This window comes from Bacillus sp. S3 (assembly GCF_005154805.1).
Classification (GTDB): domain Bacteria; phylum Bacillota; class Bacilli; order Bacillales; family Cytobacillaceae; genus Neobacillus.
Genome location: NZ_CP039727.1, coordinates 753,103 through 775,566 on the forward strand (window position 1 = coordinate 753,103; position 22,464 = coordinate 775,566).

Sequence of the window (22,464 nt, forward strand, 5' to 3'; positions counted from 1 at the left end):
ATTGTTGTCACATGCCTGCAATATGGACAAAATCATTTTTTTTGGGAAAGGTTAGTGTAAAAGTAGTTCCTTCTCCGGGTCGTGATTGGACATTCATTTCAATTAATAACGGCTTGGCGATTCTTTTTGTTAAATATAACCCCATTCCTGTTGCAGCATGATCAAGATGAGACGTTGTCGAGGTAAAGCCCTTGTCAAAGATGCGCGGCAAGTCCTTAGGATCAATCCCACGTCCAAAATCCTTCACTTCAAGAACCGTCTGCCCATCCTTATAATGGCTTGTAATGATAATGTCGGACGATTCACTGTATTTCACCGCATTTGTCAACAGCTGCCTGACGATAAAGGCAAGCCACTTAGCATCCGTCAAGGCGGCTGCGGCATCTAGTTCAACATCAAAGCCAATCCCTTTTTGCATGCACCATGATTGTAACGTCTTAATTTCTTTAAAAAGTAACGTCTTTAAATCAGTTTCTTCTATATATAAATCATTTTCCATAAAGGGGATGCGTTTTTGGTGAAGCTGCTGGTCTAAAAGCAGGTGAATTCGCAGCCATTCGTGTATTAACTGAGCTTTCGTCCGTTCATCGTCTAGGCGTTCAATCATTAAATGCATCGCTGTCAACGGTGTTTTGACTTCGTGAATCCAGGCCAATAGGTCATCCTTCTCCTGTTCCAGCATCAGCAGGTTTTGCGAAGCCTCTTTTTTAAGCCATTCGGTTTGGTTCACAATGCATTGCTCAATCATTTTTTCAAACGGGCTCTCAGGCGCTGCTATATTGGTTAAATCAAGATTGTTTTCCCACTCCGCTAAGCTTTGATAAAACCTTGTTTCCTTCTGATAACGAAATATCAAAAAGAGAGAAACAACAAGCATTGAAAGGAAGACAATATAAAGCAGCGGCAAAAAGGGAATCGCCGTATCCAGAAAAGAAACAAATAGAATCAGTGCTTGAATAACCAAAAAGAGAAGGATCCAGCTGCGCCGTTCGATAAGATAGTTTTTAATCATAGCCATTTGCCTCTTCAATCGCGATGTAGCCCTGGCCCACCTTTGTTTCAATAAATCGTCCCAGGCCGAGCTCGTCCAATCTTTTTCGCAGTCGATTGACATTAACCGTTAAGGTATTATCACTGACAAAGCGTTCATCCTCCCAAAGGCTTTTAATTAAGTCCTCGCGGCTGACAATCTTATTTTTTTGCTCAATCAGCTTTTTTAAGATGAACGTTTCATTTTTTGTCAGTTCCACCGTACCATCGTCATTGCTGACGGTATTTTTTTCGTAATCTACTGTTGCACCGCACCATGTTTTCAGAGTGATCTGCTCGGTATTATAATTATAGACGCGCCTTAGCGTCGCCTGGATTTTGGCAATCAGCACATCAAAATGGAACGGCTTTTGGATAAAGTCATCGGCACCAAGCTGCATCGACATCACCATATCGGTAGGATGGTCGCGGGAAGATAAAAATAGAATTGGAACATTTGAATGGGAGCGGATCATCCGGCACCAATGAAAGCCATCAAATTTTGGTAATTGAATATCAATGACCACTAAATCCGGCTTGTGTTCCGTAAATTCCTCCATGACCTTATTGAAATCCGTAATCCCATATACATCATAAGACCAGCCCATCAGCCGTTCTCTTATTTCATGAAATAATGTAACATCATCTTCAATTAACAGTAGTTTAAACAATGGATTCACCGCACTTTTTTAACATATCTTCATTAATTGTATAATATATCCTAATATGGTGCTATAGGAGGCCAATTAAATTACCATTGACAATAAATATAAATTTTATTATTCTTTATCATAATTGAATCATTGTATTCGTATAACTCCAATGATATGGTTTGGAGGTCTCTACCAGGAACCATTAATTCCTGATTACGAAGAAGGTACATGTGCGTGTATTTTCTTCGTAATCAGGAATTTTTTTTATAAAAAAATTTACGGGGAGGAAACAACATGAACTTTTCAACATTACCTAAAATTGAACTTCACTGCCATTTAGACGGAAGTCTACGGGCTGAGACAATTATTGATATAGCAAAAAAAGAGGGCATCAGTTTGCCGACGTTTGATTTAAAGGAAATACAAAATGAGCTGATTGCTCCAATAGATTGCGAATCCCTTGATGAATATTTAAAGTGATTTGCTATCCCTAATTTAGTTATGCAGTCAAAGGAAAACTTAAGGAGAATTACCTTTGAGCTTTTTGAAGATGCGGCAATGGAAAATGTGAAATATATGGAGGTGCGGTTTGCACCATTACTTCACACGGCTAAGGGCTTATCCGTTACCGAAATTATTCAGAGCGTGATCGATGGAATGAGGGAGGCGGAAGCGGAATACGATATTCTAGGCAATGTCATTCTATCGTGTATGAGAACGATGTCGCCTGAAAGTGCGTTTGAAGTCGTTGAAAAAGGCAGGGAGTTCCTTGGAAAAGGAGTGGTTGCCATTGATTTATGTGCATCGGAAGAGGAAGGGTTCTGCGGTGATTTCGTCGCACCCATCACATTAGCAAGAGAGTATGGCTACCGGGTCACGATTCATGCGGGAGAAACGGGAGTCGGTAAAAATGTGCTTGATGCTGTTGCATTATTGGGCGCGGAAAGAATTGGCCACGGCGTCTTCATTAAGGACTGTCCTGAGGCCTATGAAATCGTGAAGGAAAAACAAGTTGTCTTGGAAATGTGTCCAACAAGTAATGTCCAAACCAAAGCAGTGAACCTTTATAGTGAACATCCCATCTATCCATTTCATCAAGAGGGTATCAAGGTGACGGTCAATACGGATAACAGAACGGTATCTGATACAACAATGGCGAAGGAATGTACGATTGTATTTAATGAATTCCACCTGACAGAAGAGGATTATCGAAAAATTTATCTGACAAGTGTGAATGCTAGTTTTGCGGAGGAAATCACAAAGGAAAAGCTTAGAAAATATTTATAAACATTAGATGGCCGCAGCCATCTATACACAAACCATTTCAAAAGTGCCTAACGTCCAATCCGGATACCGTATTGGAAGTTAGACACTTTTTTTATTTATTAAGGATAAGTTAAGGCTTGCCCATGATAATAGGTTCATGAAATAAATTGCTTTGGTGTTGGATCATAGATAAAGGAGCAGAGGAACGAACATGAAAAAATGGATTTGGATTTTAATAAGTGTATTAGTAATCGGTTTTGTCGGATATCAATGGTATCACTCAAAAAACAGCACAAGCGGGGCAGCTGTACAGGTTCGAACGGCTGCGGTCCAAAAAGGAAAGTTAGAAGTAAAAATCAGTGCTTCGGGAACAGTAGAACCCGTTACAAGTGTTGATATTAAAGCAGCAGCGGATAATCCAGAAATCGACGAAGTATTAGTGGCCGCAGGGGACAAAGTAAATGAAGGGGACGAATTGGTGACCTTCACAGACGATAGCGATCCGATCACGGCACCGGCTGCAGGAACGATTACAACGGTTTCAGTAAATGAAGGAGAGCGGGTGACAAATGGAACAGTTGTAGCCCATCTAACAAACTATGATGATTTGCAAACCGTTGTCCAGGTGGATGAATTAGATATACCGAAAGTGAAAAATGAGCAGGTAGTGGACTTAACTGTTAGTGCGTATCCTGATGCAGCCTATACAGGGAAAGTAACGAATATTGCAGCAGAAGGGAACTCACAAAACGGAACAACGACATTTGATGTCACGGTCCATATTGATCAACCAACAAACCTTAAAGTAGGGATGAGTAATGAGGCAAGTATCCTAACAGTGAGCAAAGAAGATGCCCTATATGTACCTATTGATGCTGTCCATACAAACAATGGTGAAAAATATGTCATTGTTACTTCGGCAACATCAGGTACAGAGGAGGACGGTGTGACAACCGAGCAAAAGACTGTGAAAACAGGGATTGCCACAGACGAATATGTGGAGATAACAGAAGGAGTTACAGTTGGTGATACGGTTCAATTACCACAGCTTTCTTCAGGTAATTCCACCTCTAATCAAAAAAGCAGGATGATGCAAGGTTTGGGAGGTATGAATGGCGGCGGTTTCGGTGGAATGCCTCCAAGCGGCGGTGGACAAGGAGCACCCGGCGGAAGGAGTGGCAATTAATGAACTCACCAATTATTAAAATAAGCAACATGATGAAGACGTATAAACTTGGCGGAGAAACAGTCCATGGCCTAAATGATGTTTCCCTTGAAATCCAAACGGGTGAATTCATCGCCATTATTGGTCCATCCGGTTCAGGTAAGTCGACGTTAATGAATATGATCGGCTGCCTGGATCGTCCGGATAATGGTTCTTATCTGCTAGATGGGAAAGATATTGGAAAAATGGGTGACAACAGTCTAGCAAAGATTCGCAATCAAAAGATTGGCTTTATATTTCAAAACTTTAATTTATTGGCCAAACTTTCAGCGCTGGAAAATGTTGAACTTCCGTTGTTATATGCTGGTATTTCAGCTCGGGAAAGACGCGGACTGGCCTTAGAAGTCCTATGTAAGGTTGGTTTAAAAGAACGGGCAGGACATTTGCCAACCCAGCTATCTGGCGGTCAGCAGCAAAGGGTGGCAATTGCAAGAGCACTCGTTGGAAAACCTGCGATTCTGCTGGCCGATGAACCGACTGGTGCTCTTGATAGCAAAACAAGCAAAGAGATTCTCGAGCTAATGAAGGAATTAAACGAGTTAGGTCATACAATCATTCTGATTACTCATGATCTTGAGATTGCGAAAAAGGCAAAACGGATGGTCAGTATTCAAGATGGCCAATTGGTAGAGAACGGGGGTGTGCTGCTTGGGAATCATGCAATCTATTAAAATGGCCCTTCGAAGTATTAAAGGCAATAAGCTCCGGGCAGTCCTCACCATGCTCGGCATCATAATTGGTGTCGCTTCTGTTATAGTGCTTGTGTCGATTGCTCAAGGCTCAACAAAAGCTGTGACAAGCCAGATCAATCAATTAGGAACGAACCTTTTAACGATTAATACCTACAGTACAGATATCGATTTAACAGAAGATAAGATTGGCGAATTAAATCAATTGACCGTTGTAAAAGCCGTATCACCTGTTGTTTCAGGCAGAGTCTATGTGAAAAAAGAAAGGACATCTTCGCAGATTATATTAACAGGTACGAATGCAGCCTATGCCGATGTTCGTGATACGGAGGTTAGTCAAGGGCGTTTTATTACTGACTTGGATGTAGAGTACCGGCAAAAAATAGTTGTCCTTGGCTCAGATACAGCAGAAACCTTCTTCGGAGGCGATAACCCTGTAGGTCAATCAATTCAAATAGAAGGTACTTCTTTTAAAGTCGTCGGTGTGCTTGCTTCTAAAGGAAGCTCTTTGGGACAAAGCGGAGATAATGTCGTGATTGTTCCACTTAGCACCGGTCAGCGTTTAGTAGGGAGCACCATAATCAGTACGGTTTATTTGCAAGGAAAAAGTGAGGAGCAAATGGATTTTGTGATGAATGAGGTCAAATTAGCGCTTGCTGGGATGTATCCGGGGAAAACAGATGATTATGGTGTATCAAATCAGCAGGATGTGATGGATACGATGAGCTCTGTCAATGATACGATGACAATGATGCTCGGAGGAATTGCAAGTATCTCATTACTCGTCGGTGGAATTGGGATTATGAATATCATGCTTGTCTCTGTTTCGGAACGAACAAAAGAAATTGGGATCAGAAAGGCAATTGGGGCGAAAAGGAGAGATGTGCTTTTGCAATTTTTAATAGAGGCAATAGTCTTAAGCGCACTGGGCGGATTAGTCGGTATCCTTTTAGGACTTGGTTTAGGAAAAATTATTTCATCTCTCATGGATATGAGTATTTCCTTCTCGGCACCCGTGATTCTATTTTCATTTTTATTTTCCCTGCTGGTAGGAGTTGTGTTCGGGGTATTCCCAGCAAATAAAGCATCTAAATTAAATCCGATTCAGGCACTGCGCTATCAGTAGGTTTGAGTACTTTATGAAAAATATTAATTAAAGAGGAGTGGTTTTATGAAGAAAACAAGAAAAGCTCACTTATGGATTGGTCTCATTTGTTCCATATTTATTCTAATGGAGTCCATAACTGGATTGATTATGAATGAGCCTTGGCTTATTGGCCAATCACAGACTGAACAAAGAGGTAATTTCCAGCCGGGGATGATGACGGGGCCAGGACAACAGCGAGGAACCGACGTTAATCCAGGAGCGCTATCAGGTGAAACCAGGGGTCAGTCAACTGGACAATCACAGTCTAACAATCAAGCAAATTCAACCGGTCAGGCTCAAGGACAAACAAGTCCTAATTCCTCGGGGCAATTTCCTGGTTTTGACAGACCACGAGAATTTGGCCGGGAAGGTGGTTCACAAGGTTCCTTCATGAGCATTATTAGAGGGCTTCACGAGGGGAGACTCGGAAACATCAATATTAAGTGGTTAATTGACCTTACTGCAATTGCGATGATTTTCTTAACTGCTTCCGGAATTTATTTATCATTGAAAGTGCTTCGTGCCGGAAAAAAGAGAAAGAAAGCAGCGGGGGACAGTCTCCCGATTTGAAAAAGATAAACTCACGGGAGTTCTGACACCTTTTTCCCAAAGAGTAAATGTAGCGAACAGTGCCAAGCACTGTTCGCTTTCCCTTTGCCTCTAGGACAGTTAATTAATAATTCCGGAATTAATCAGTTCAAATTCAAGCTTCGTTTTTATGGGTATTTCCTTGAAAGCAACATTTTTGTATTTCTTCTCCCACAATTTAGTATGATGTACTTTAATCTCCTCCTCAATGCCAAGCCCGTCACAATTGGCTTTCTGCAATTTTGCGATAGTTCTCTCGGCGGTTTTTGTTAAACTTTTTTTAATTTCTTTGTTCAGCTGCTGTAATAGAAGTGAATTGGTTAAATGGTTTTTCGGATACTCTGAAATCCGATATTGCAATTTCAGCGAGATATTTGCCGTAACAGCATCATTGTTCACCTTTAATTTTGTTTTTTGCCTGGTATGAAGAATCTCAATGATGACAAAGTTCTCTTGGTTAACTTTTTGTTGATCACTGGTCATCACCCAAAGTGAGACCTTTTGATTTTTTTTACCACTAAGCAGCATAAACATCTTGGCTTCTGTAATATTTAGTTTTCCCGTCATTTTTTCATTATTAAATAGCGCCATTCCTACTGAATGGGCCCGATGACTGTTTTTATGAACCTCTATTAGCGGCAGCAGCGGGTCCTTTGTGTGTTTTAGCAATAAGGGGCAGACCGATTGAACATTAAAGTTTGTATAAAAGCCGGTTGCTTCACCGCTTTTTAAAAATTCATCATAATATTGCCCATTTAAATCGGCTTCCTCTTGATTAATGCGCACCGCATCTATTGCTTCGCCTTGAATAATTGCTACTTTTGCCCCAAGAGCCCCTTTTGGATTCCGGTAAATATGATCGAGCTCCGGATAAATTCCCTTTTTCGCAAGCTGTTCTCCAAATAAGACCACGCGGGTTTTAGAAATATCAATCCTTTCCGAGATTCTGAAATCAGCATGCAGCAGTGACTCTAAAGCTGTTTTCCCCTTTGTCGTAAGAATCGTACTTTTCGTTGTAGCAGGTGAATTGGATTTCCCTATGCCCCCTTTACCAATGGGGTATGCGGTGCTGGCAGTTACCTCACCCTTCTGATTAAGATCGAAGCCTACCAGCAAGATTAATTTTTGCTCCTTTAAGAGCCGCTGATCCCAGCAGCCGGTTAATATAATGGGAATACAACAGATTACCAGGAGCCTCCTAATAGTTCTCCTCATTCACTTCACCCTTCTGCCGTTTTTTAAAAAGTAATGAAATCACTAACAGAAATACAGGTATGGCTATCAAGAAGATGAAACCGGTATAGGTAGTATACTTTGTTAATTTTTCCATCTTATCTTCTCCATTAAAAAAGAGGGCAAAGAAAAAACAAATACAGGCAGCTCCATACACGAACGGTTTCCTTGTTCGTTTTTTAAACAGATAGACTGAAGCGAACGATGCACCGTAAAGATAGCTAATAAAGGATGTCCCGACTAAAATAATCCAAAAAGAAATAATAATTAAGTCCGGCCGTTCAATAATTTTAAAGGAAAAAGATTTTAACAGGTAAAGGACAGGCTGTGGCAGCAACCTAATTTCATCATTACTAAAGTAAATTAAGCAAATAAACGTTAAGAATGAATAGAAAAAGGTGATCAATACGTTTGCCAGGGTAACTGCTTTTGCCTTTTCTTTGGCGGTTGCCATGACAAACGGGGCAATTAAAAGAAAGGTTTCCATTCCCTGCCAAGCCAGTGTAGCATGGGCCGCTCCCTTTATGATATTGGTCATGCCTGAATAACCAATAGGCATGATGAAATGAAAATTTCCATCTTTAAAAGCAATAGGAGGGATGACAATAAACAAAAAAAGAATAAACGTGGCAATGAAGTAAAACCTGGCGATCACATTTAAATTTTCAATGGCAATATAGATCCCCATAATAACCATTAAAAAAACGATGACCCAGTAGGGAGTGTACGGTAACATCCACTTTTTCAAAATATAAACAAATAAAACGATAATAGTGGAACCGGTTAATAAGAAATAACCAATATATAAAAGGGTAAAGCATTTACCGGCTGCTTTTCCGAAAATCGACTCCAGGATTTGAAATAAATGCTGATTAGGAAATCGATGACATAAAATAAGATAGAAAATAACGAGAATCTCCATAAAAAAGCCTGTCAAGAGGAGCGATATCCAGCTATCCCCTTTGGCATATTTGTGAATATCAAAAGGGAGTGAGAGAAAGGCCACTCCTATTTGGGTTTGTAATAAAAAGGTAATCATCTGGAGTTTGGTCATTTGATTTTCGTTTTTCATTCTTTTTCCCATCTTCTTGGACGATGTAGTCGTTTTTGATTTTTTACAAGCAGGTCCCTTGGACGCTCCGATAACATCCAAACCGGAAAGCGTATAATCGCATCCTTCATCCCCTGCAAACTAAATGGTGCAACAGGGGTGAAATAAGGTGTCCCCAAAGACTCCAGTTTACAAAGGTGGCCAACGATAAACATTAAGGAGAAAATGATCCCGACGAAACCAAAGCTAGCAGCGGCAAGCATAATAGGAAAAGTAAGAATCCGTACCGTGTTACTCATTTCGTAAGATGCAATGGTAAAGGATGAAATGGCAGTAAGGGCAATGACAATGACCATAATATTCGATACTAATCCAGCAGAAACAATGGCATCTCCGATAATTAAACCGCCAACAATCCCAATGGTTTGCCCGATTGGTGTAGGAAGGCGTATCCCTGCTTCGCGAATTAATTCAATCGTAAACGCCATGATGATTGCTTCAATTAAAGGAGGAAAAGGAATGTTTTCTACTGAATTTTTGACGAGCACTAAGATTTCACTTGGTATAATTTCAAAATGGTAGCCAATAATCGCGATATACAAACCAGGTAAAAGAAGGGAGATAATAAAACTCATTACTCGTAAACAACGAAAAAAAGAACCCGTGATGATCCGGCTGTTATAATCATCTGTCGTTTGAAAGAAGGAAAAAAATGAGACAGGCAAAATAATCACATCACAGCTTCCCTCCGACATGAGGACGATTCTTCCCTCCATTAATTGGGCAATTGTCCGGTCAGGTCTTTCTGTATAAAGGATTTGAGGAAATGGTGATAACGGCCGATCCTCAACAATCTCTTCTAAGTACCCGGGGCTAAAAACCATATCAATGGATAAGGTTTTTATTCGATCTTCGAGTCTTTTTACCAACTTTGGATTTGCAATGCCCTCTACATAGATAATGGCTATTTTGGTGTTGGAGTATTTGCCGATATGATGGAAATTAATCGTCAGGTGCCTGCTCTCAATACCTTGCCTAATAAAACCGATATTGGTTGATAGACTTTCAACAAATCCAACATGTGATCCTCTTACAGCTTTTTCACTATCAGGTTCTTTAGGGCTCCTTGTCAGGTCTTTAATAGTATTAAATGAAAAAATATCATCAATTCCGTGTATAATTACAATTGAATTTCCTTGTAACAGGGAAGAAACTGTGTCACCAAGTGAAATCTTATGATGTGTTTCTGCTGTAAATGGAATGTCTCCAAAGTCCACTTCAGTAGGATGAACTAATGGGAATAAGATGCTTTCTTGAATCTTTTCTGAATCAGAAATAGTTGCTAAATAAAATATTACACCTTGTTCATTTTTATAAATAATAGGGATCTTCAATAAATCCTCTGTATTACCGAAAGAATTCTTAATGAACTCTATGCGGTTTTCAAAGGAGGAATCGTCAATAGCTGATGGCTGCTCATTCTTATCTTTGTGAAAGGGAGATTGCTTTTTCTTCATATAAGGAACTCCTCGGTAAGAAATGTACAGTTTATGTTTTACAGTATTCTTTCACTTTATTCTTTTAATAAAATTAATAGTTGACTTTCATGAAGCATGATAGTAATATAGTAATCCTGATGAGGGAAATGACACATTGTTGAAAAATAATTCTTTCATTAGTTGACAGAAATGGTAGTGTTTGATAAAATAAAAACCTCGCTGATTAGAAAAATATTATTTTAAAATAGTATTTGACATTCTAAAAGCGAAATGGTATAGTAATAAAGTTGCTTCTGAAAGAAGCGGCGAAATTGTTCTTTGAAAACTAAACAAACAAAAACGTCAACAAACAATAAATTATTAGTTTCTTCTTATAGAAACTAAGCCAACGTTTTATTTTATGAGCTAATCAACTCAACTTTTTTGGAGAGTTTGATCCTGGCTCAGGACGAACGCTGGCGGCGTGCCTAATACATGCAAGTCGAGCGAATCAATGGGAGCTTGCTCCCGTTGGTTAGCGGCGGACGGGTGAGTAACACGTGGGCAACCTGCCTGTAAGACTGGGATAACTTCGGGAAACCGGAGCTAATACCGGATAATTCTTTTCCTCTCATGAGGAAAAGCTGAAAGTCGGTTTCGGCTGACACTTACAGATGGGCCCGCGGCGCATTAGCTAGTTGGTGAGGTAACGGCTCACCAAGGCGACGATGCGTAGCCGACCTGAGAGGGTGATCGGCCACACTGGGACTGAGACACGGCCCAGACTCCTACGGGAGGCAGCAGTAGGGAATCTTCCACAATGGACGAAAGTCTGATGGAGCAACGCCGCGTGAGCGATGAAGGCCTTCGGGTCGTAAAGCTCTGTTGTTAGGGAAGAACAAGTATCGGAGTAACTGCCGGTACCTTGACGGTACCTAACCAGAAAGCCACGGCTAACTACGTGCCAGCAGCCGCGGTAATACGTAGGTGGCAAGCGTTGTCCGGAATTATTGGGCGTAAAGCGCGCGCAGGCGGTCCTTTAAGTCTGATGTGAAAGCCCACGGCTCAACCGTGGAGGGTCATTGGAAACTGGGGGACTTGAGTGCAGAAGAGGAAAGCGGAATTCCACGTGTAGCGGTGAAATGCGTAGAGATGTGGAGGAACACCAGTGGCGAAGGCGGCTTTCTGGTCTGTAACTGACGCTGAGGCGCGAAAGCGTGGGGAGCAAACAGGATTAGATACCCTGGTAGTCCACGCCGTAAACGATGAGTGCTAAGTGTTAGGGGGTTTCCGCCCCTTAGTGCTGCAGCTAACGCATTAAGCACTCCGCCTGGGGAGTACGGCCGCAAGGCTGAAACTCAAAGGAATTGACGGGGGCCCGCACAAGCGGTGGAGCATGTGGTTTAATTCGAAGCAACGCGAAGAACCTTACCAGGTCTTGACATCCTCTGACACTCCTAGAGATAGGACGTTCCCCTTCGGGGGACAGAGTGACAGGTGGTGCATGGTTGTCGTCAGCTCGTGTCGTGAGATGTTGGGTTAAGTCCCGCAACGAGCGCAACCCTTGATCTTAGTTGCCAGCATTCAGTTGGGCACTCTAAGGTGACTGCCGGTGACAAACCGGAGGAAGGTGGGGATGACGTCAAATCATCATGCCCCTTATGACCTGGGCTACACACGTGCTACAATGGATGGTACAAAGGGCTGCGAGACCGCAAGGTTTAGCCAATCCCATAAAACCATTCTCAGTTCGGATTGCAGGCTGCAACTCGCCTGCATGAAGCCGGAATCGCTAGTAATCGCGGATCAGCATGCCGCGGTGAATACGTTCCCGGGCCTTGTACACACCGCCCGTCACACCACGAGAGTTTGTAACACCCGAAGTCGGTGGGGTAACCGTAAGGAGCCAGCCGCCTAAGGTGGGACAGATGATTGGGGTGAAGTCGTAACAAGGTAGCCGTATCGGAAGGTGCGGCTGGATCACCTCCTTTCTAAGGATAATGCAGTCCTTTGGACTGATAATAAGGTTGACGTTTCTTGTTTGTTTAGTTTTGAGGGAGCAATTCTCTCAAAGCTTTTTTTAATCGTTCCTTGAAAACTAGATAATCGTAAGAAGAAGCAAAGTAAACATCGAGTAATCGCCATTTTAGTTTTTCTCTCTTATTGAATAAGAGTTATAAACCTTTTTAGGTTAAGTTAGAAAGGGCGCACGGTGAATGCCTTGGCACTAGGAGCCGATGAAGGACGGGACTAACACCGATATGCTTCGGGGAGCTGTAAGTAAGCTTTGATCCGGAGATTTCCGAATGGGGAAACCCACTGTTCGTAATGGAACAGTATCTTTACCTGAATACATAGGGTACAGAAGGCATACCCGGGGAACTGAAACATCTAAGTACCCGGAGGAAGAGAAAGCAAACGCGATTCCCTGAGTAGCGGCGAGCGAAACGGGACATAGCCCAAACCAAGAGGCTTGCCTCTTGGGGTTGTAGGACACTCAACATGGAGTTACAAAGGAACGGGGTAAATGAAGCGACCTGGAAAGGTCAGCCAGAGAAGGTAAAAGCCCTGTAGTTGAAACTTCGTTCCCTCCTGAGTGGATCCTGAGTACGGCCGGACACGTGAAATCCGGTCGGAAGCAGGGAGGACCATCTCCCAAGGCTAAATACTCCCTAGTGACCGATAGTGAACCAGTACCGTGAGGGAAAGGTGAAAAGCACCCCGGAAGGGGAGTGAAATAGTTCCTGAAACCGTGTGCCTACAAGTAGTCAGAGCCCGTTTATGGGTGATGGCGTGCCTTTTGTAGAATGAACCGGCGAGTTACGATCCCATGCAAGGTTAAGTTGAAGAGACGGAGCCGCAGCGAAAGCGAGTCTGAATAGGGCGTTTGAGTATGTGGTCGTAGACCCGAAACCAGGTGATCTACCCATGTCCAGGGTGAAGTCCAGGTAACACTGGATGGAGGCCCGAACCCACGCACGTTGAAAAGTGCGGGGATGAGGTGTGGGTAGCGGAGAAATTCCAATCGAACTTGGAGATAGCTGGTTCTCTCCGAAATAGCTTTAGGGCTAGCCTCACGTTGTTAGAGTCTTGGAGGTAGAGCACTGTTTGGACTAGGGGCCCTCATCGGGTTACCGAATTCAGACAAACTCCGAATGCCAAAGACTTATCCGTGGGAGTCAGACTGCGAGTGATAAGATCCGTAGTCGAAAGGGAAACAGCCCAGACCACCAGCTAAGGTCCCAAAGTATACGTTAAGTGGAAAAGGATGTGGAGTTGCTTAGACAACCAGGATGTTGGCTTAGAAGCAGCCACCATTTAAAGAGTGCGTAATAGCTCACTGGTCGAGTGACTCTGCGCCGAAAATGTACCGGGGCTAAACGTATCACCGAAGCTGTGGATTGACACCGTTGGTGTCAGTGGTAGGAGAGCGTTCTAAGGGCGTTGAAGCTAGACCGTAAGGACTGGTGGAGCGCTTAGAAGTGAGAATGCCGGTATGAGTAGCGAAAGATGAGTGAGAATCTCATCCACCGTATGCCTAAGGTTTCCTGAGGAAGGCTCGTCCGCTCAGGGTTAGTCGGGACCTAAGCCGAGGCCGAAAGGCGTAGGCGATGGACAACAGGTTGATATTCCTGTACCACCTATGAATCGTTTGAGTGATGGGGGGACGCAGGAGGATAGGGTAAGCGCGCTGTTGGATATGCGCGTCTAAGCAGTTAGGCTGGTGAATAGGAAAATCCGTTCACCGTAAAGGCTGAGCTGTGACAGCGAGGGAAATTTAGTACCGAAGTTCCTGATTCCACACTGCCAAGAAAAGCCTCTAGCGAGATTCAAGGTGCCCGTACCGCAAACCGACACAGGTAGGCGAGGAGAGAATCCTAAGGTGAGCGAGAGAACTCTCGTTAAGGAACTCGGCAAAATGACCCCGTAACTTCGGGAGAAGGGGTGCTCTTTAGGGTTCATAGCCCTGAAGAGCCGCAGTGAATAGGCCCAGGCGACTGTTTAGCAAAAACACAGGTCTCTGCGAAGCCGCAAGGCGAAGTATAGGGGCTGACGCCTGCCCGGTGCTGGAAGGTTAAGAGGAGGGGTTAGCGCAAGCGAAGCTCTGAATCGAAGCCCCAGTAAACGGCGGCCGTAACTATAACGGTCCTAAGGTAGCGAAATTCCTTGTCGGGTAAGTTCCGACCCGCACGAAAGGCGTAACGATCTGGGCACTGTCTCAACGAGAGACTCGGTGAAATTATAGTACCTGTGAAGATGCAGGTTACCCGCGACAGGACGGAAAGACCCCGTGGAGCTTTACTGTAGCCTGATATTGAATTTTGGTACAGCTTGTACAGGATAGGTAGGAGCCTGAGAAGCCGGAGCGCTAGCTTCGGTGGAGGCGTCGGTGGGATACTACCCTGGCTGTATTGAAATTCTAACCCGCACCCCTGATCGGGGTGGGAGACAGTGTCAGGTGGGCAGTTTGACTGGGGCGGTCGCCTCCTAAAGAGTAACGGAGGCGCCCAAAGGTTCCCTCAGAATGGTTGGAAATCATTCGTAGAGTGTAAAGGCACAAGGGAGCTTGACTGCGAGACCTACAAGTCGAGCAGGGACGAAAGTCGGGCTTAGTGATCCGGTGGTTCCGCATGGAAGGGCCATCGCTCAACGGATAAAAGCTACCCCGGGGATAACAGGCTTATCTCCCCCAAGAGTCCACATCGACGGGGAGGTTTGGCACCTCGATGTCGGCTCATCGCATCCTGGGGCTGTAGTCGGTCCCAAGGGTTGGGCTGTTCGCCCATTAAAGCGGTACGCGAGCTGGGTTCAGAACGTCGTGAGACAGTTCGGTCCCTATCCGTCGTGGGCGCAGGAAATTTGAGAGGAGCTGTCCTTAGTACGAGAGGACCGGGATGGACGCACCGCTGGTGTACCAGTTGTCTTGCCAAAGGCATCGCTGGGTAGCTATGTGCGGACGGGATAAGTGCTGAAAGCATCTAAGCATGAAGCCCCCCTCAAGATGAGATTTCCCATAGCGTCAAGCTAGTAAGATCCCTGAAAGATGATCAGGTTGATAGGTCAGAGGTGGAAGCGTGGCGACATGTGGAGCTGACTGATACTAATCGATCGAGGACTTAACCATTTTTAAGTGGTTGAACTCGTTTTTACAAAAAACTTCTTCTGCATTATCTAGTTTTGAGGGAATGAAACCTCAAATAAATAGTCTGGTAACAATGGCGAGAAGGTCACACCCGTTCCCATACCGAACACGGAAGTTAAGCTTCTCAGCGCCGATGGTAGTTGGGGCATGCGCCCCTGTGAGAGTAGGACGTTGCCAGGCTAAGCCCCTTTGGGGCTATTATTTTGCCAAAAATTACTATGGCCCCTTGGTCAAGCGGTTAAGACACCGCCCTTTCACGGCGGTAACACGGGTTCGAATCCCGTAGGGGTCACCATATCTATATCATGAACAATTATGCGCCCGTAGCTCAATTGGATAGAGCGTCTGACTACGGATCAGAAGGTTATGGGTTCGACTCCTTTCGGGCGCGCCATTAGTGTTATCGGGAAGTAGCTCAGCTTGGTAGAGCACTTGGTTTGGGACCAAGGGGTCGCAGGTTCGAATCCTGTCTTCCCGACCAGTCGAAGCTTTTAAATGATTTATGTTTTGGCGGTGTAGCTCAGCTGGCTAGAGCGTACGGTTCATACCCGTAAGGTCGGGGGTTCGATCCCCTCCGCCGCTACCATATGACTTTGTGATTTTTTATAAAATGGAGGAATACCCAAGTCTGGCTGAAGGGATCGGTCTTGAAAACCGACAGGCGGATCAAACCGCGCGGGGGTTCGAATCCCTCTTCCTCCTCCATTAAATCACAAAACTTTATTATTATTATCGCGGGGTGGAGCAACGAGCGTTGCTTCAATGAATAAACTGCGAGTTGTATCAATCGAGCTGCTGCTTGAATATGCTTGCTGAGATTGATACAGTCCATGTATGCTTTGAGCATGGGCAAAACTTTATAATTTTTATTATCGCGGGGTGGAGCAACGAGCGTTGCTTCAATGAATAAACTGCGAGTTGTATCAATCGAGCTGCTGCTTGAATATGCTTGCTGAGATTGATACAGTCCATGTATGCTTTGAGCATGGGCAAAACTTTATAATTTTTATTATCGCGGGGTGGAGCAGTCCGGTAGCTCGTCGGGCTCATAACCCGAAGGTCGCAGGTTCAAATCCTGTCCCCGCAATTTGGTCCGGTAGTTCAGTTGGTTAGAATGCCTGCCTGTCACGCAGGAGGTCGCGGGTTCGAGTCCCGTCCGGACCGCCATCTGTTTCCTAGTAGGTTGTCTACTATTGATATATAGATTTTGGCGGTTGTGGCGAAGTGGTTAACGCATCGGATTGTGGTTCCGACATTCGTGGGTTCGATTCCCATCAGCCGCCCCATTTCCATTTCATTTATTGGGCTATAGCCAAGCGGTAAGGCATCGCACTTTGACTGCGACATGCGTTGGTTCAAATCCAGCTAGCCCAGCCATCATACTTTTTCAGTTGCGGGTGTAGTTTAGTGGTAAAACCTCAGCCTTCCAAGCTGATGTTGTGAGTTCGATTCTCATCACCCGCTCCATTTAGGGGCCTATAGCTCAGCTGGTTAGAGCGCACGCCTGATAAGCGTGAGGTCGATGGTTCGAGTCCATTTAGGCCCATCATATAAATTATAAAAAGTGTCTGATCCCGATGTAGTAATAACTATTGAGGGTTAGGCACTTTTTCTTTTTAAACAATCAATGGTGCTTCATTTCAATTAATTGTATTTGTTTATTCTTTTTAAATCGAAGTAGCTACAAAATGGTGGCCGTGATTTTCTATATCAATGTTTAAGTGAATCTTCAGCCAAACATCAAGACAATTTCAACGGTAAGAACATATGGTTTGTCTTTAATAAGGGCTCTTAAAGACATTTCCAGCGAAAGGAACATGCATTTTGTCTTTAATTCCCATGCCAACAACTAACTACGACGCACTTCCCCCCAATTATGTAATATAAGACTCTGCTCGAAATTATCCATGGTATGGTGTATTAATCTGTTTGATATTTGCTGATAAATCTGCCAAGATAGAGAAATCAAGTGGAAGTATAGCTGCTTTTGTTTAAAACAGTAAAGGAACTAGTTTTTTAGAGTGAATGGAAAGAGGGAAGAATCATGACATACAGAATCAAAGATCAGATGATTTCAGAAACGGAAATTAAGCAGAGGGTTAAGAAGCTTGCAGAAGAAATAGAAAAGGATTTTAACAATGAACCAATCTACCTTATTGTTGTTCTTAAAGGGTCCTTTGTCTTTGCAGCTGATTTGATTCGAGAAATGAAGGGAGATATAAAAGTCGATTTCATTTCGGTTTCCAGCTACAGTAATCAGACGGAGACAACTGGAAAGGTAAAGCTTTTGAAGGATTTAGATACTGATATAACAAATAAAAATGTGGTTGTAGTGGAGGATATTATTGATAGCGGATTAACCTTGCATTTCTTAAGAGACCATTTAAGCATGCATAAACCAAAGCAAATAAAAATTTGCACATTGTTAGACAAGCCGGAAAGAAGAAGAGTGGAATTGACAGCAGATTATACTGGGTTTGTTATTCCGGATGAATTTATAGTGGGTTACGGGATTGACTATGCACAAATGTATCGAAATCTACCTTATATTGCTACGGTTGAAGAGTGTTAAGGCTTCTTTTAATAATCTTATGAAGGACAAAACTCATTGGAAATTCGGTTGAAAAGTCCTTCATTGGCCTTATTAAGGACAAAACCATCGGAAATTCGGTTGAAAAGTCCTTCATCGGCCATATGAAGGACAAAACTCATCGGAAATTCGAGTGAAAAGTCCTTCATTGGCCTTATGAAGGACAAAATTCATCGGAAATTCGAGTGAAAAGTCCTTCATCGGCCATATAAAGGGCAAAACTCATCGGCAATTCAAGAGAAACGCCCCTTCATCACTTTTACCTAATTGAATTTTTGCTTGAAATATCTTTAATATCGTATTTTATAAGTGACAAATCATTTACGCTGACGCTAAGTCTTTCTCCAACAGTCCAACTTGAATAAGACCATTTAGAATCCCGTCCTGTGAAGAGGAGGTTGTAATCACATCTGCTGCAGCCTTTGCTTCTGGCACGGCATTTCCCATCGCAACGCCTGTTCCAACCATTTTCAGCATTTCCAAATCATTCAACCCATCGCCAAATGCAAAGCTGTTCTCCTTTTCTATGTCTAAGATCTCCAGCATTTTGAGGATACCGACCGCTTTTGACGCGCCGTTAGGAAGGATATCATAGGCATTGCTATCCCATTTCACAAAACTGAAATCAGGGAATTGGTCAAAGTACACTTGAGCATCCTGCGGATTACAATAAAGATGTCCTTGATAAATGGGCGAATGAGTATAATACTTTTCATCCACTTCCGGATAGGGCATCATCAATGAATCAAACCCCTCCTCGATGTAAGGATGATTGCTTTGGCTAACCTTATAATCAAGATGACTGCAGAAAGCTAAGGCATGCCCTTTTTTTGCTGTCATCGTCGAAAGAGATTGCAGCATGTTAGGGTCAATCGGGTTAGAATAAATTTCTTTCCCTTCAAATACCACGTATTGTCCATTCATCGATACATAGGAATCAATATTTAGTTCCTTTTGAATCCAGTAAAACATATTCGGAACACGTCCAGTAGCAATAACAGTATGAATCCCTTTTTCCTGAAGCAATTGGACAGCTCTTTTCGTAGAAGCTGGAATTTTCTTTTCTTCATTTAATAGCGTCCCGTCAATATCAAAAAACACAATTGATTTTTCCATATTTCTGCACCTCCGTATAATACAACACCGTCGTTACGCTCAGGATTCTGATCACGCCGACTTGGTGTTGTATCGTCTTACAGAAATAGCATAATTTATGAAACGCGTTTCAGGTCAAGGGGTTTTGCCCTATATTTCATACCGTTTGACGTTCAATTAATTTAACTGGAATTTCCTGATAAGTGACTCCGGTTTCAACAATTCCTTGTAAAAATAACTTCCGTCCCATTTCCACCAGTGGAATTTCTATCGTGGTAATATTCATCATTTTGGCAATGGGCTGATTGTTAAAACCGATGAGAGCGAGGTCACCAGGAATTGAAATATTTTGCCGCTGGGCACAGGTGACGACCCCGGCTGCAACATCATCACTTGTAATCAACAAGGCTGTGGGGGGATCAGCCATTTGTTTGATCCGCGAGATTACCCGTTCACCATCCTCGAAGTAAAGGCACTCCTCAAAAATATAGTCAGGTTCATACGGCAGTTGAAAATCTTTCGCAAAATCCTTAAAAGCCATTCCTCTAAATTTACTATTCGATCCTGTATTACGGCCAATACTATAGCCAATTTTTCGATGGCCTTTTTGAAACAGGTATTCTAATGCAAAAATAAATGTTTTATAGTGGTCGACATAGGTGGAGGAAACATCTTTTCCTCTTGTATCTTCACATAAAACAATCGGACCAAACGGTGTAAATTCTTCGATTGTTGACCAGCCGCAGATTCTGGAGCAAATAATTAACGCATCAATCTGCTTTTGCTTAAGCATTTTTAATGCATCCAACTCTCTAACTTCTTCGTAGTTGCTCTGAATTAGCACCAGCTTATAGTTGTGTTCCAATGCTTCGATCGCCAGCCCTTTAAGTAAAAGAGCAAAGTAAGGATGGTCGATAAAGGGGACAACCACACCGATTAGAAAAGTTTTCCCTAAACTTAAATGAATGGCATTAATATTTGGCTGATAGTTACTCTCCTTAATGGCAGCCAATACGGCATTCCTTTTTTCCTCACTTACGTACGGATGGTTATTAAGAACTCGTGATACTGTAGAAACCGAAACACCGGCGATTTTGGCTAATTCTCTAATGTTTGTCATTTGATCACCATTTTTAATCAGGTTATATCGATTATAGTCTATAAAGGTATGAAGAAAAAGAAAGCTGACCCAAACTATCCGAAACGAAGCTTCTGTCAGCAACGCCAGTCCACATAGGGCCGGCTTCAACTTGGAGAAGTTTACTATGACTGGCTAAACCGTTTAGTTGACAGCTTCGAAACAAAAGAAATCTTTCAGTATATTCCCAAAAAGAAATAAAGGTGCCTGACACCATATGCATAATTGCATTGGGTGTCAGGCACCTTTTCTACCAGGGCGCTTGCGCTTTTCTATTTTATTGCTATGCTGACTTTTAGTCGCTTTCCTTTGATTGTGGCCTTCTCCATGGCTTGTAGCACTAATGAGCCCTTTCCATTTAGAATATCCACATAGGATAAATGGTCTTGGATCGTAATAATGCCGATATCCTCAGCTGTTACTCCCGGAATTTTCGCGATGGTCCCAACAAAATCGACCGCACGAATCTTCTTCTTTTTGCCGCCGCTGAAATGGAGTTTCATGATATCTTGGTTGATGCGGGCCGTTTTATTATTTCTGACTACTCGGCGGCCGCTGACTTTTTCTTCGAAAGCAGCTTTTCCTGCAGCAACTTCCTGTGGTTTTGGGGCCTCTACTGAAGGAATCTCAAAGCCAATATATCTTTCAATTGCTTTAACAAATTTTTCTTCATAAGGTGTAGCAAACGTAATGGCCTTTCCTTTATTTCCAGCTCGTCCGGTTCGGCCTGTGCGGTGGACATAGCTTTCTTTTTCCATCGGTACGTCATAGTTAATCACAAGTGTCACGTTATCAATGTCAATCCCCCGTGCAGCAACATCGGTGGCCACCAAGTATCGGAAATTCCCCATTTTGAATCCGTCCATCACGGCAAACCGATCTTGTTGTTCTAACCCTCCATGAAGTCTTTCACATGAATAGTTGGATGCGTCCAATTCAGCGTATACCGTTTCAACGTGTTCTTTCGTCTTGCAAAAAATTAGACAGCTGTCAGGGTTTTCAACGATAGTAACATCTTTAAGCACAGAAAGCTTCTCTTCATCTTTTACATCGATTAATCGATGTTCAATTGTATCCGTAGTAATCCCAGTTGCTTCAATCTCAATATGAAAGGGCTCTTTCATATACTTATAGCAGAGACTTTCAACATCTTTCGGCAATGTAGCGGAAAAGACCATAGTGACTCTGTTGGATGGAAGTTCTTTTATTATTGATTCTACTTCATCGATAAAACCCATATTCAGCATTTCATCCGCTTCGTCGATTACAAGATACTGAACCTGACCTAAATCTAGCGTTCCTCTATCGATATGGTCAATGACACGCCCTGGTGTCCCCACGACTACATGGGTTTTTTGCTTCAGTTCTTCCTTTTGCTTCGAAAAAGGTTCTTTCCCATAAACGGCTATTGCTTTAATTCGTTTAAACCTGCCAATATTCGTCATATCCTCGCGAACTTGAACCGCAAGCTCCCTAGTAGGAGTGAGAATTAAGGCCTGTGGCTTTTTTTCTTCCCATTCTATCATTTCGCATATAGGGATCCCAAAGGCTGCTGTCTTGCCGCTCCCAGTTTGGGATTTTACAATAAGATCGTTCTTTTTCAACGCTGAAGGGATCACTTCCCGTTGAACCTCTGTAGGCGCTTCGTATTTTAACACCGAAAGCGCTCTTGTGATTTCATTGCTTAAAGGGTATTCTCCAAAACTTCTTTCACTCATGTAGGAACCTCATTTTTTTAATATTATTATTCGACTTATCTATAGGATTTCTCTTAAAGAAATATCATATGCAAAAGCGGAATAGGATTCATTATACAGGAAATCCGTATCAATATGTGAAAGCAACCAGAACTATAGCCTCACAATTTGTTTTTCCTTTTCAACTTCTATGGCTGAAACAATATAGGCAAACCCATTCATAAAAAAGTACATAACATTGGATTGAATCCGTTCACTTTCGCCTAGATAAGTATTTATAATAATGATGACAGAATACAAAATAACAAAAAATAATGCGATTTTATTAAAAACGGCCATTGAAGAACAACCCCTTTGTATAGAATGCTTATTGTAATCATATTTACTTCAAGCCGGTCTTATGCAAATTGTCCGGAAATCTTCATGCAGTCGATAGTAAAGA

At 42.8% G+C, this 22,464-nt stretch carries 14 protein-coding genes, 11 tRNA genes, 3 rRNA genes, 1 pseudogene and 1 riboswitch; of the genes and pseudogenes, 20 read left to right on the forward strand and 9 right to left on the reverse strand.

Going from position 1 to position 22,464, the window contains the following annotated elements:
• Positions 1-7 precede the first annotated feature (7 nt).
• Both FAY30_RS03470 and FAY30_RS03475 read right to left on the reverse strand, forming a co-directional pair.
• Complete coding sequence (locus FAY30_RS03470; RefSeq protein WP_149872576.1) at positions 8-1,012, reverse strand: sensor histidine kinase; 1,005 nt, start codon at positions 1,010-1,012, stop codon at positions 8-10.
• Positions 1,005-1,700 carry a response regulator transcription factor gene (locus FAY30_RS03475; RefSeq protein WP_149868586.1) on the reverse strand — a complete coding sequence of 232 codons (696 nt, stop codon included), beginning with the start codon at positions 1,698-1,700 and terminating at the stop codon, positions 1,005-1,007. The genes FAY30_RS03470 and FAY30_RS03475 overlap by 8 nt, the downstream gene beginning before the upstream one ends.
• Positions 1,701-1,818: 118 nt before the next feature.
• Positions 1,819-1,918: riboswitch (purine riboswitch) on the forward strand.
• Between the two features lie 58 nt (positions 1,919-1,976).
• On the opposite strand from FAY30_RS03475, the pseudogene add reads away from it, so the two are divergent.
• From add to FAY30_RS03500, 5 genes and pseudogenes are all read left to right on the forward strand, one after another.
• A pseudogene (gene add, locus FAY30_RS03480) lies at positions 1,977-2,969 on the forward strand (adenosine deaminase).
• 190 nt (positions 2,970-3,159) lie between these two features.
• Complete coding sequence (locus FAY30_RS03485) at positions 3,160-4,134, forward strand: efflux RND transporter periplasmic adaptor subunit (RefSeq protein ID WP_149868587.1); 975 nt, start codon at positions 3,160-3,162, stop codon at positions 4,132-4,134.
• Positions 4,134-4,844, forward strand: a complete 711-nt coding sequence (locus FAY30_RS03490; protein ID WP_149868588.1) for an ABC transporter ATP-binding protein — start codon at positions 4,134-4,136, stop codon at positions 4,842-4,844. The genes FAY30_RS03485 and FAY30_RS03490 overlap by 1 nt, the downstream gene beginning before the upstream one ends.
• Positions 4,822-5,988 carry an ABC transporter permease gene (locus FAY30_RS03495; RefSeq protein WP_149868589.1) on the forward strand — a complete coding sequence of 389 codons (1,167 nt, stop codon included), beginning with the start codon at positions 4,822-4,824 and terminating at the stop codon, positions 5,986-5,988. Before FAY30_RS03490 ends, FAY30_RS03495 begins: the two co-directional genes overlap by 23 nt.
• Before the next feature lie 45 nt (positions 5,989-6,033).
• On the forward strand, positions 6,034-6,579 hold the full coding sequence (locus FAY30_RS03500; RefSeq protein ID WP_149868590.1) for a PepSY-associated TM helix domain-containing protein: 546 nt from the start codon (positions 6,034-6,036) through the stop codon (positions 6,577-6,579).
• A gap of 99 nt (positions 6,580-6,678) precedes the next feature.
• Here the strand turns inward: FAY30_RS03500 and FAY30_RS03505 are convergent, their stop codons facing one another.
• Genes FAY30_RS03505 through FAY30_RS03515 form a run of 3 tightly spaced genes read right to left on the reverse strand, consistent with a single transcriptional unit; the run spans position 6,679 to position 10,398 of the window.
• A complete protein-coding gene (locus FAY30_RS03505; RefSeq protein WP_149868591.1) occupies positions 6,679-7,812 on the reverse strand; it encodes a Ger(x)C family spore germination protein in 1,134 nt (377 codons plus the stop codon).
• Positions 7,796-8,902, reverse strand: a complete 1,107-nt coding sequence (locus FAY30_RS03510; RefSeq protein WP_190284803.1) for a GerAB/ArcD/ProY family transporter — start codon at positions 8,900-8,902, stop codon at positions 7,796-7,798. Before FAY30_RS03510 ends, FAY30_RS03505 begins: the two co-directional genes overlap by 17 nt.
• Positions 8,899-10,398 carry a spore germination protein gene (locus FAY30_RS03515; RefSeq protein ID WP_149868593.1) on the reverse strand — a complete coding sequence of 500 codons (1,500 nt, stop codon included), beginning with the start codon at positions 10,396-10,398 and terminating at the stop codon, positions 8,899-8,901. The genes FAY30_RS03510 and FAY30_RS03515 overlap by 4 nt, the downstream gene beginning before the upstream one ends.
• Before the next feature lie 402 nt (positions 10,399-10,800).
• Here FAY30_RS03515 and FAY30_RS03520 point away from each other — a divergent pair.
• The 15 genes from FAY30_RS03520 to hpt all read left to right on the forward strand — a co-directional run bounded on the left by FAY30_RS03520 (position 10,801) and on the right by hpt (position 18,074).
• Positions 10,801-12,350, forward strand: a 16S ribosomal RNA gene (locus FAY30_RS03520).
• Between the two features lie 198 nt (positions 12,351-12,548).
• Positions 12,549-15,484 (forward strand): 23S ribosomal RNA (locus FAY30_RS03525).
• Between the two features lie 81 nt (positions 15,485-15,565).
• Positions 15,566-15,682, forward strand: a 5S ribosomal RNA gene (rrf, locus tag FAY30_RS03530).
• The 16S, 23S and 5S rRNA genes sit together here with 11 tRNA genes alongside, the layout of an rRNA operon.
• Before the next feature lie 40 nt (positions 15,683-15,722).
• A tRNA-Glu gene (locus FAY30_RS03535) sits at positions 15,723-15,797 on the forward strand.
• Between the two features lie 22 nt (positions 15,798-15,819).
• Positions 15,820-15,896, forward strand: a tRNA-Arg gene (locus tag FAY30_RS03540).
• Positions 15,897-15,906: 10 nt separating this feature from the next.
• Positions 15,907-15,983, forward strand: a tRNA-Pro gene (locus FAY30_RS03545).
• A gap of 28 nt (positions 15,984-16,011) precedes the next feature.
• Positions 16,012-16,088: transfer RNA gene (locus tag FAY30_RS03550), tRNA-Met, on the forward strand.
• Positions 16,089-16,114: 26 nt separating this feature from the next.
• Positions 16,115-16,207: transfer RNA gene (locus FAY30_RS03555), tRNA-Ser, on the forward strand.
• A gap of 308 nt (positions 16,208-16,515) precedes the next feature.
• A tRNA-Met gene (locus tag FAY30_RS03560) sits at positions 16,516-16,589 on the forward strand.
• 3 nt (positions 16,590-16,592) lie between these two features.
• Positions 16,593-16,669, forward strand: a tRNA-Asp gene (locus FAY30_RS03565).
• 43 nt (positions 16,670-16,712) lie between these two features.
• Positions 16,713-16,788: transfer RNA gene (locus tag FAY30_RS03570), tRNA-His, on the forward strand.
• Positions 16,789-16,804: 16 nt separating this feature from the next.
• Positions 16,805-16,879: transfer RNA gene (locus tag FAY30_RS03575), tRNA-Gln, on the forward strand.
• Between the two features lie 16 nt (positions 16,880-16,895).
• A tRNA-Gly gene (locus tag FAY30_RS03580) sits at positions 16,896-16,969 on the forward strand.
• A 5-nt stretch (positions 16,970-16,974) separates the two neighbouring features.
• Positions 16,975-17,048: transfer RNA gene (locus FAY30_RS03585), tRNA-Ile, on the forward strand.
• Positions 17,049-17,546: 498 nt separating this feature from the next.
• A complete protein-coding gene (gene hpt / locus FAY30_RS03590) occupies positions 17,547-18,074 on the forward strand; it encodes a hypoxanthine phosphoribosyltransferase (protein WP_149868594.1) in 528 nt (175 codons plus the stop codon).
• A gap of 339 nt (positions 18,075-18,413) precedes the next feature.
• Here the strand turns inward: hpt and FAY30_RS03595 are convergent, their stop codons facing one another.
• The 4 genes from FAY30_RS03595 to FAY30_RS03610 form a co-directional block, all read right to left on the reverse strand.
• A complete protein-coding gene (locus FAY30_RS03595) occupies positions 18,414-19,208 on the reverse strand; it encodes a Cof-type HAD-IIB family hydrolase (RefSeq protein ID WP_149868595.1) in 795 nt (264 codons plus the stop codon).
• Positions 19,209-19,344: 136 nt separating this feature from the next.
• Positions 19,345-20,307, reverse strand: a complete 963-nt coding sequence (locus FAY30_RS03600; protein WP_149868596.1) for a LacI family DNA-binding transcriptional regulator — start codon at positions 20,305-20,307, stop codon at positions 19,345-19,347.
• A 290-nt stretch (positions 20,308-20,597) separates the two neighbouring features.
• On the reverse strand, positions 20,598-22,043 hold the full coding sequence (locus tag FAY30_RS03605) for a DEAD/DEAH box helicase (RefSeq protein WP_149868597.1): 1,446 nt from the start codon (positions 22,041-22,043) through the stop codon (positions 20,598-20,600).
• A gap of 132 nt (positions 22,044-22,175) precedes the next feature.
• On the reverse strand, positions 22,176-22,361 hold the full coding sequence (locus FAY30_RS03610; RefSeq protein ID WP_149868598.1) for a hypothetical protein: 186 nt from the start codon (positions 22,359-22,361) through the stop codon (positions 22,176-22,178).
• Between the last annotated feature and the right edge of the window lie 103 nt (positions 22,362-22,464).

Excerpts from the sequence above, each read along its gene's own strand:
- FAY30_RS03470 (WP_149872576.1), bottom strand. The coding sequence starts at position 1,012 with ATGATTAAAAACTATCTTATCGAACGGCGCAGCTGGATCCTTCTCTTT.
- FAY30_RS03485 (WP_149868587.1), top strand. The coding sequence starts at position 3,160 with ATGAAAAAATGGATTTGGATTTTAATAAGTGTATTAGTAATCGGTTTT.
- FAY30_RS03490 (WP_149868588.1), top strand. The coding sequence starts at position 4,134 with ATGAACTCACCAATTATTAAAATAAGCAACATGATGAAGACGTATAAA.
- FAY30_RS03500 (WP_149868590.1), top strand. The coding sequence starts at position 6,034 with ATGAAGAAAACAAGAAAAGCTCACTTATGGATTGGTCTCATTTGTTCC.
- FAY30_RS03505 (WP_149868591.1), bottom strand. The coding sequence starts at position 7,812 with ATGAGGAGAACTATTAGGAGGCTCCTGGTAATCTGTTGTATTCCCATT.
- FAY30_RS03510 (WP_190284803.1), bottom strand. The coding sequence starts at position 8,902 with ATGAAAAACGAAAATCAAATGACCAAACTCCAGATGATTACCTTTTTA.
- FAY30_RS03515 (WP_149868593.1), bottom strand. The coding sequence starts at position 10,398 with ATGAAGAAAAAGCAATCTCCCTTTCACAAAGATAAGAATGAGCAGCCA.
- hpt (WP_149868594.1), top strand. The coding sequence starts at position 17,547 with ATGACATACAGAATCAAAGATCAGATGATTTCAGAAACGGAAATTAAG.
- FAY30_RS03595 (WP_149868595.1), bottom strand. The coding sequence starts at position 19,208 with ATGGAAAAATCAATTGTGTTTTTTGATATTGACGGGACGCTATTAAAT.
- FAY30_RS03600 (WP_149868596.1), bottom strand. The coding sequence starts at position 20,307 with ATGACAAACATTAGAGAATTAGCCAAAATCGCCGGTGTTTCGGTTTCT.
- FAY30_RS03605 (WP_149868597.1), bottom strand. The coding sequence starts at position 22,043 with ATGAGTGAAAGAAGTTTTGGAGAATACCCTTTAAGCAATGAAATCACA.
- FAY30_RS03610 (WP_149868598.1), bottom strand. The coding sequence starts at position 22,361 with ATGGCCGTTTTTAATAAAATCGCATTATTTTTTGTTATTTTGTATTCT.